The 7,522-nt window shown below is 37.6% G+C and carries 4 protein-coding genes; 2 read left to right on the top strand and 2 right to left on the bottom strand.

Annotated elements, in window-relative coordinates:
• Positions 1-1,165: putative Ig domain-containing protein (locus RWM19_RS05215; protein ID WP_313984511.1), on the top strand; the 1,165-nt coding region annotated here is incomplete at its 5' end.
• Between the two features lie 274 nt (positions 1,166-1,439).
• A complete protein-coding gene (locus tag RWM19_RS05210; protein ID WP_313984508.1) occupies positions 1,440-4,076 on the top strand; it encodes a Cna B-type domain-containing protein in 2,637 nt (878 codons plus the stop codon).
• 157 nt (positions 4,077-4,233) lie between these two features.
• On the opposite strand, the gene RWM19_RS05205 is transcribed toward RWM19_RS05210, so the two are convergent.
• Positions 4,234-4,752 carry a nitroreductase family protein gene (locus tag RWM19_RS05205; RefSeq protein WP_313984505.1) on the bottom strand — a complete coding sequence of 173 codons (519 nt, stop codon included), beginning with the start codon at positions 4,750-4,752 and terminating at the stop codon, positions 4,234-4,236.
• A gap of 9 nt (positions 4,753-4,761) precedes the next feature.
• Positions 4,762-7,458: a phosphoenolpyruvate carboxylase gene (gene ppc, locus RWM19_RS05200; RefSeq protein WP_313984503.1), complete on the bottom strand. Its 2,697-nt coding sequence runs from the start codon at positions 7,456-7,458 to the stop codon at positions 4,762-4,764.
• Between the last annotated feature and the right edge of the window lie 64 nt (positions 7,459-7,522).

The following is a 7,522-nucleotide window of genomic DNA, read 5'->3' as shown; positions in this document are numbered from 1 at the left end:
TCCAACAACAAGTACATTCAAGATCACTGTACAACGTGATACAGACCACGATGGAGATCCAGATATCACTGATACAGATGATGATGGAGATGGATATACAGATGTAGATGAGGTAGCTCATGGTACAGATCCAAAGGATCCAACTTCTGTTCCTACTACAACTCCACAGACAACGATAACAAATCCAAATCAGACAGTTATCGATGAACAACCAATTACAAACATTGTAATTACTCCTGGTGATCCAGCTACTGTAATTACTGTTGACACAAGTAAGTTACCTAACGGTGTAACTTATAATCCAACTACTCATACGATCAGTGGAACACCTGATGTAACAAACTGGACACCAACAGAAGAAACTCGTACATTTGAGATTCCTGTAACTGTTCAAAATCCAGATGGTACAACAGCAAATAAGAAGATTAAGATTACTGTACAACGTGATACAGATGGTGATGGTACTCCAGATGTTACAGATACAGATGATGATGGAGATGGAATTCCAGATACAGTTGAGCAGGCAGCAGGTTCAGATCCAAAGGATGCTAACTCAAGACCTGCGGCAGTTATCACACCTGTAGCACAACCAACAATCAATAATCCAATTCAGACTGTGATTGATGGTAATCCAATTACAAATATTGTAATTACTCCAGGCGATCCAGCATCTGTAGTAACTGTAGATACACCAAGTCTACCAAACGGTGTAACATACGATCCTTCTACTAATACTATTAGTGGAACACCAAATATTACTGACTGGGGTACAACAGAAGAAACTCGTAACTTCCAGGTTACAGTGACTGTTCAAAATCCAGACGGTACAACAGTTACAAGAACAATTGATATTACAGTTGAAAGAGACACAGATGGTGATGGGGATCCAGATGTTACTGATTTAGATGATGATAACGATGGATACACAGACGTGGAAGAAGTGGCTAATGGTACAGATCCAAAGGATGCTAACTCAAGACCTGCTTCTGCTCCACAACCAAGTTCACCAAGCACTCCAAGTGCAAGTGGAAGTTCTTCTACTGTTCAAAGAACAGCACAGACAAGTGATGCAACAAATCTATTTGGTTACGCAACTTCAATGACATTCTTTGCAACATTATTGTTAATTCTAGCTTTCATCAGAAAAGAACAGTCCGCTAAGTAAAATTTGTAAAATACATAAAGAGTACTCGATTTAGTGAGTACTCTTTACAATTTGTTGATAATGTATACAATTTTTATCGATTGCTTAAGAATTTCTTAAAAAGTTAGGCGTATAAATTGTTTATCCAATGTATATATTATATGATGTTAGTGAATTAGGATGTTATGCCTATTTTTTGTATATATTGATTGATTAGAAGATTGTTTCGATTCATTGGTTTGTAACAGAATTGGTTTATTACATAAGCGTCTTTGGGGAAAGGTTGGTTTTGAGAATGTTTAGAAGGAAGTCATTATTTACAGTTTTACTAGCTTTAATTGTTTCACTTTCAATACTTCCAATATTTAAGTTGGAGGCACATGCGGCGACAGTTAATGCAAGTACACTTGCTGAACTACAACAGGCAATTAATGATGCGACAGATGCAACAGAAATTGTTTTAACTGCAGATATACCATTAACTGCAACAGTTACAGTTCCTTCTGGAAAGGATATCACTTTAAGTGGTGGCTTTACTCTAACTAGAACTAATAGTGCTATTGCACTTGATATCAAAGAAGGTGCAAGTCTTACTTGGGAAGATATTATTCTTGATGGTAATGCACAGGACACCAATTATAAGAGCGCTGTAATTAACAATCAGGGTAAATTAACCATTAACGGTGGAGAAATCAAGAATGTAAGATCAAACGCCGGAATAGCAGGTATTGTAACAGCAAAGGGTCCTAATGCAGTGCTTACAATGAACGGTGGATCAATTCATGATAACTATATGAGTAACCAGTTTACGAATGTTGTTAAAATTACAGAGGGTGCTTCCTTCTTCATGAATGGTGGAGACATTTCAAACAATACTCTAGAACACGGCGGAAGTAGTGGCCTAAATGCAGCGGTTGGTGTTGAAGGTATCAAGGGAAACTCTACTATGGAGATGACAGGTGGTACGATTACAGGTAATACTGCAGAATATGGTGGTATTCTTGTTGGAACATATAGTTTAAACTATACAAGGAGTGAAACCTGGAGCAATCCAGCATATCTCTATTCTACGGGTACGCTAAAACTAAATGGTGGTACTATCTCTAATAATACGGCTGCTACACTAGGTGGTGGTATTGCGGTAAATGGTACTGGTAAGTTAATTATGGACGGCGGTACAATCAGTGGTAATAAAGCTCCTTTTGGTGGCGGTATTGGTGTTAATGACTATTTGACTTCTACTGATAGAGGTAGCAGTCCTGAAGCGATGTGGAGACGTTTCTTCCCTGCTGCTGCAACAATCAATGGTGGTCTTATCATAGGTAACGAAGCTACTATGACCGCGGTTACATCTCAAATTTCAGATCCGAATGCTGAAAATGGTGTTGGTGGAGGACTCTATGTAGCTTCTATGGAAGTTTATGTTAATGGTGGTCAATTTACTAACAACACTGCTGGCAAGCAGGGTGGTGGTATCTATGTAGCATCTATTCCATATGTATTAAAGATGGGTAAGACTCTTGTTACAGAAAATACAGCTACTAAGATTGGTGGTGGTCTGTGGTTATGTCCAACAGGTAGTGCTACAACTGCTGTTACAAACGGCGCATCATTCTTTGATAACATTGCAGGTACAGGGGCTGAAAATAACGATACAGGCTCTGCTGGTGATGATGTGGCTTCCATTAATAAGAATGACCCTAATACACAGAAATTGATTCTTTCTAATAATGGTCTTGGTAACTGGTTAGTACATTGGTATGAAGATGGAAAGATTGACAATGCATATTTAGGTAACTCAGATGGTAGCGCAAGATATCCAAGTACAGTGAGTCCAGTTGTGGATAGAGGAACTCTTGATGGAATCACAGATAAGATTGCCCTTAAAGCTATCGTTTCTAATGAAGGTAAGGCTGCAGCTAGAAATCTAGCTGAGGTTGTAGTAACAGGTAACACTGCACCACGTGGAGGCGGAATTGGTTCCAACGGTACGGTAGCATTCGGTACAGATCCAGTTGACTATGATAAGGTTGACCTAACAGTTTCCAAGAAGTGGGAAGCAACAAATACAAGTCATGTAACATCTGTTACTGTTGGTCTCTTTAGAATCACAAAAAATAACTTTGATGCGGTTGTATTAACAAATGCAGATGGAAGCTTACTTGATACAACAGGTATGAGTGAAAGCGAAATCTTCCAGGCAAAGGTAGATAAGTTAATGGCATCAGGTTCAACTACATATGCACAGATTGACCAGGTAGCATTAAGCGTAGCTAACAACTGGAGTTTTACATTTGTGGATCTTCTGAAGTACGATATGGTTAATGATGCACAGGATACATCAAATCCTAACATCTACTTTGTAAGAGAAATTGATTCAAATGGCAACTGGGTATTAAATGAAGCAAATGCTATTTTTGGAACACAGTTGATTAAAGCAAGCTACGAAGCTACTGCAAACGCTTCTGGTGTATATGACCAAGAAATCAGTAACAACGAAGTTCAATATAGAAATATTGAAGTTACTAAGAAGTGGGTTGGTGGTAGTGCAAATCAAGTAGAAGTACAGTTGTATAAGGATGGTGTAGCGGAAGGTACTCCAGTAACTTTAAATGCCGCAAACAACTGGACAACAACATTTACAAATCTTCCTGTAAGAGATGCTGGTAGAACTGTTGATAATCTTTACGAAGTACGTGAAGTTGGTGAAACTGGTAATATCATCACAATCGATGGTGCGAAGTACCAAGTTACTTATGGATTGATTGATGCGAATGGTAAGATGGAAATTACAAATAAGAAAGAACCTGAACCAACACCAAGTGTTGAAACAAGTGATTCAAGTAATTTACCACTCTTTGGAACAATCCTAATGATGTCATTATTGGTTACAGCATATGTTGCTAAGAAGAGAGCATCAATTCTAGGTTAATAAATGTGAAAGGTATACACTTTATAACGTGTATGCCTTTTGTTTAGCTTTATTCAATATGATTAAGATTATGTAAGTCGATATAAGATTCACTATATTTAAAATGAAATATGGAAGTAAAAAAATAGAGAGATGAGTATACCCATCTCTCTATTTGTCATAATATTTCAATAAATTCTTCTTCACTTTTGCGTGTGGTGTGTAAGTGTGAAGGTTTTGCGTCTTCTTCTGGATATCCAACTGGGAAGATAGCAATCAAGTGATAGGATTCCATCATTGGGAAAACTTCTTTGATTTTTTCAGGAGAGAAGTTACCAATCCAAGTCGTAGCTAGACCTTCATCTTGAATTGCAAGCATGATATGTGTTGCCACAATGCTTGCATCTACGTCCGCAAAATTCATAGAATCTTCTTCGCGTACCCATCCTTGGCTTGCGTTACTACCAACGATGAAACATGCAGGGGAAGTATGTAGAAATTTCTGTTGTGTTACTGATTTAATTTTCTCTAGTGCTTCTGGTGATTGAATTAACCAGATTTTTAGTGGTTGGAAGTTATGTGCAGTAGGTGCTGCAATCGCTGCTTGTTTGATAGCTTCTAACTTCTCGGATTCGATAGGTCTAGAAGAAATCTTACGGCAAGAATAACGTTCTTTCGCTAATGTTGTAAAGTTCATGAATCCTCCTTATCCAGAGTTTCTTAGTCCAGTTGCGATACCGTTGATGGTAACGTGGATTGTCTTTTCTAGTTCTTCTGTGTATTGTCCTTGGCGAATACGTTTAATCAGTTCAATCTGAATGTAATTTAGAATATCGAAGTAAGGAAGACGATAGTCTAAGCTTCCTCTTAATGCAGGTAAATCTTGGATGAGTTCATTATGATTTTCAATCTGTAATAAGACTTTCTTTGTGAGTTTCCATTCAGCTTCAATGCGATCAAATACCGAGCGAGTTTCTTCATCTTCACAAAGATTGCTGTATTGTCTAGCAATATCCATATTTGACTTTGATAGCACCATGTCTGCGTTCTCTAATAAGGATTTGAAGAATGGCCATGTTTGATACATCTGTTGTAACTTTGCTAGATTTTCTTGTGGGTTTTGGTCGATATATTGTTGCATGGCTGAACCGATACCATACCATCCTGGTAACATGATTCGATTCTGAGACCATGAGAATACCCATGGGATTGCACGTAAGCCATTGATATCTGTAATTGTTTTACGCGCTGCTGGACGAGAACCAATATTTAAACTAGAGATTTCTTTGATTGGACTTGCCGCAAAGAAGTATGGATAGAAGTGTGGGTTATTAAATACTAAATCACGATAGATTATATTTGAATTTTCTACAATTGGATCCATGATGGTGTAATATTCACGTAATGTTTCTTTGCTTAATACCATTGGATTAACCATACGGTTTAAAGTAGATGATATCAACATCTCTAGATTGTAGTATGCTGAGTCTCGGTTACCGTATTTATTACCGATAACTTCTCCTTGTTCGGTTAAACGTATACGGTCTTTGATAGATCCGAATGGTTGAGAAGTAATCGCATCATAGGATGGTCCACCACCACGGCCAACTGTTCCACCACGACCATGGAAGAAGGTAATCTTTACACCACACTCATCACCAATGGCAGATAGTTCTCGTTGTGCCTTGTATAAGTACCAACCAGAGGATAGGTATCCTCCATCTTTATTGGAATCAGAGTATCCAAGCATAATCTCTTGGTAGAATTTTTGGTCATTTAGCCACTTTCTAACAAGAGGGATATGTAAGTATGTACGCATGATTTCGTTTGCGTTTTGTAAGTCTTCAATTGTTTCGAAGAGTGGAACAATCTGCATACGACTATGTTCGCTATCCAGTAAGCCTACTTCTTTGAGCAAGATCGCTAATTCAAACATATCAGAGATACTTTCGGAGTGAGAAATGATATGCTGACGAATGACATTCTCGCCCATACGGTCCTTCAGTTCTCTTGCGGTTTTGAAGATTGCAAGTTCCTTAGATAATTGTTCTGATTTTGGTGCGTGTGTTGCGGATAAGATACGTGGGTCATTATTTAATAGATCCAGTAGTAGGGCACACTTCTTTTCTTCGTCAAGACTACTATAGTCTTGTTCGATATTTGCGGACTTCAACAACTCTGCAACGCATGCTTCTAAGACACTAGAGTCTTGACGCATATCAATACTTGCAAGATAGAAACCGAAGATTTCTGTAGCCTGTAATACTTCATTAAAGCTACCAGTTGTTAGAATCGCATCATCGTTGTCAATAAGGGATTTTTTAATTGTGAGTAAATCATTCTGGAACTGTTCTACTGTTTCATAACATACTTCATGAGTTGTGTTCTGTGTAAAGTTGTTATAAGTGTTTTGTAGTCTTTCTAATATATAGTGAAATGCTTTACGATATGGTTCTTTCTCACGATAGACAGAAGTATCGCTTGAAAGGGCAGCCATCTTTTCGACATCTAGAGAAACGTGAGAGATACTAGATGAAACTGCATAGTAGAAATACATTTCTTCAATCTTACGAATGTAATAACTTAAGATTACTTCTGCTTGTGTAGTAGCAGAGATTTCTAATGTTTCTGCGGTAACAAATGGATTTCCATCACGGTCACCACCAATCCACATACCCATTGTAATAGGGGTAGCGGCACTGACATCAATGCCGTGTTTTGCGGCTTCTCTGCGGTATTGTGCAGTTAAGGCTGTGATAGCTGGAATTAAAGAAGTATTGTAATAGTCAGTCACATTACGGATTTCGTTTTTTACCTTTAACTTCTTTTCACGGATCATGTCCGTTTCCATTATCAGTTCAATTAAACGGTGAAGGTTATCATTCCATTTTCGCTTATTGATTGAGCCTTCCTTGCAATCGCGGTCTTTCCGTAATAAATGATGGATTTCATTTGTTAGATCCAACATGGATTTACGTTGTACTTGTGTAGGGTGTGCGGTTAGCACTGGTACTACATTTAAGTTCTCTAAGATTTCCTTGGCATGTTCACTCTTTGCGATAATATTCATCTGAGTGGAGATTTTACCTAAATAATCTTGATCAATATTATTTTGTAGGTTGACTTGGTATGCTAGGTCTACGTCTTCTGTAATATTGATTAATAAAGGTAGAACAGAGAAATATCTAGAGATGATATCTAAATCCTCATTGGATAATGAGGTAATCAAATCTGTTAACTTATCGTATTCATGATTTGCGGATAAATTTGAAAGTTCATCAATGAGATGGAATTTATCAGAAGGAATCATATTCTGCGTTGCAGTATTCAAAAGATTTTTGAGTATTTGAATTTCTTCTTCAATAGCAGTGATATTATTACTGTTTTCTAACTTCGGTAACATGTTGATACCTCCTTTATAACGATAGAATTATAGCATTATTCCTATTGAATGGTGATATGACTTG

Origin of the sequence: uncultured Solobacterium sp., from assembly GCF_963517755.1 — a bacterium.
GTDB lineage: Bacteria > Bacillota_I > Bacilli_A > Erysipelotrichales > Erysipelotrichaceae > Bulleidia.
The sequence above is the reverse complement of the archived record's forward strand: the minus strand, read 5'-3'. Positions and strand labels throughout refer to the sequence as shown.

What these genes read in the sequence shown, in the direction of transcription:
- RWM19_RS05210 (WP_313984508.1), top strand. Translation starts at nt 1,440, where the DNA reads ATGTTTAGAAGGAAGTCATTATTTACAGTTTTACTAGCTTTAATTGTT.
- RWM19_RS05205 (WP_313984505.1), bottom strand. Translation starts at nt 4,752, where the DNA reads ATGAACTTTACAACATTAGCGAAAGAACGTTATTCTTGCCGTAAGATT.
- ppc (WP_313984503.1), bottom strand. Translation starts at nt 7,458, where the DNA reads ATGTTACCGAAGTTAGAAAACAGTAATAATATCACTGCTATTGAAGAA.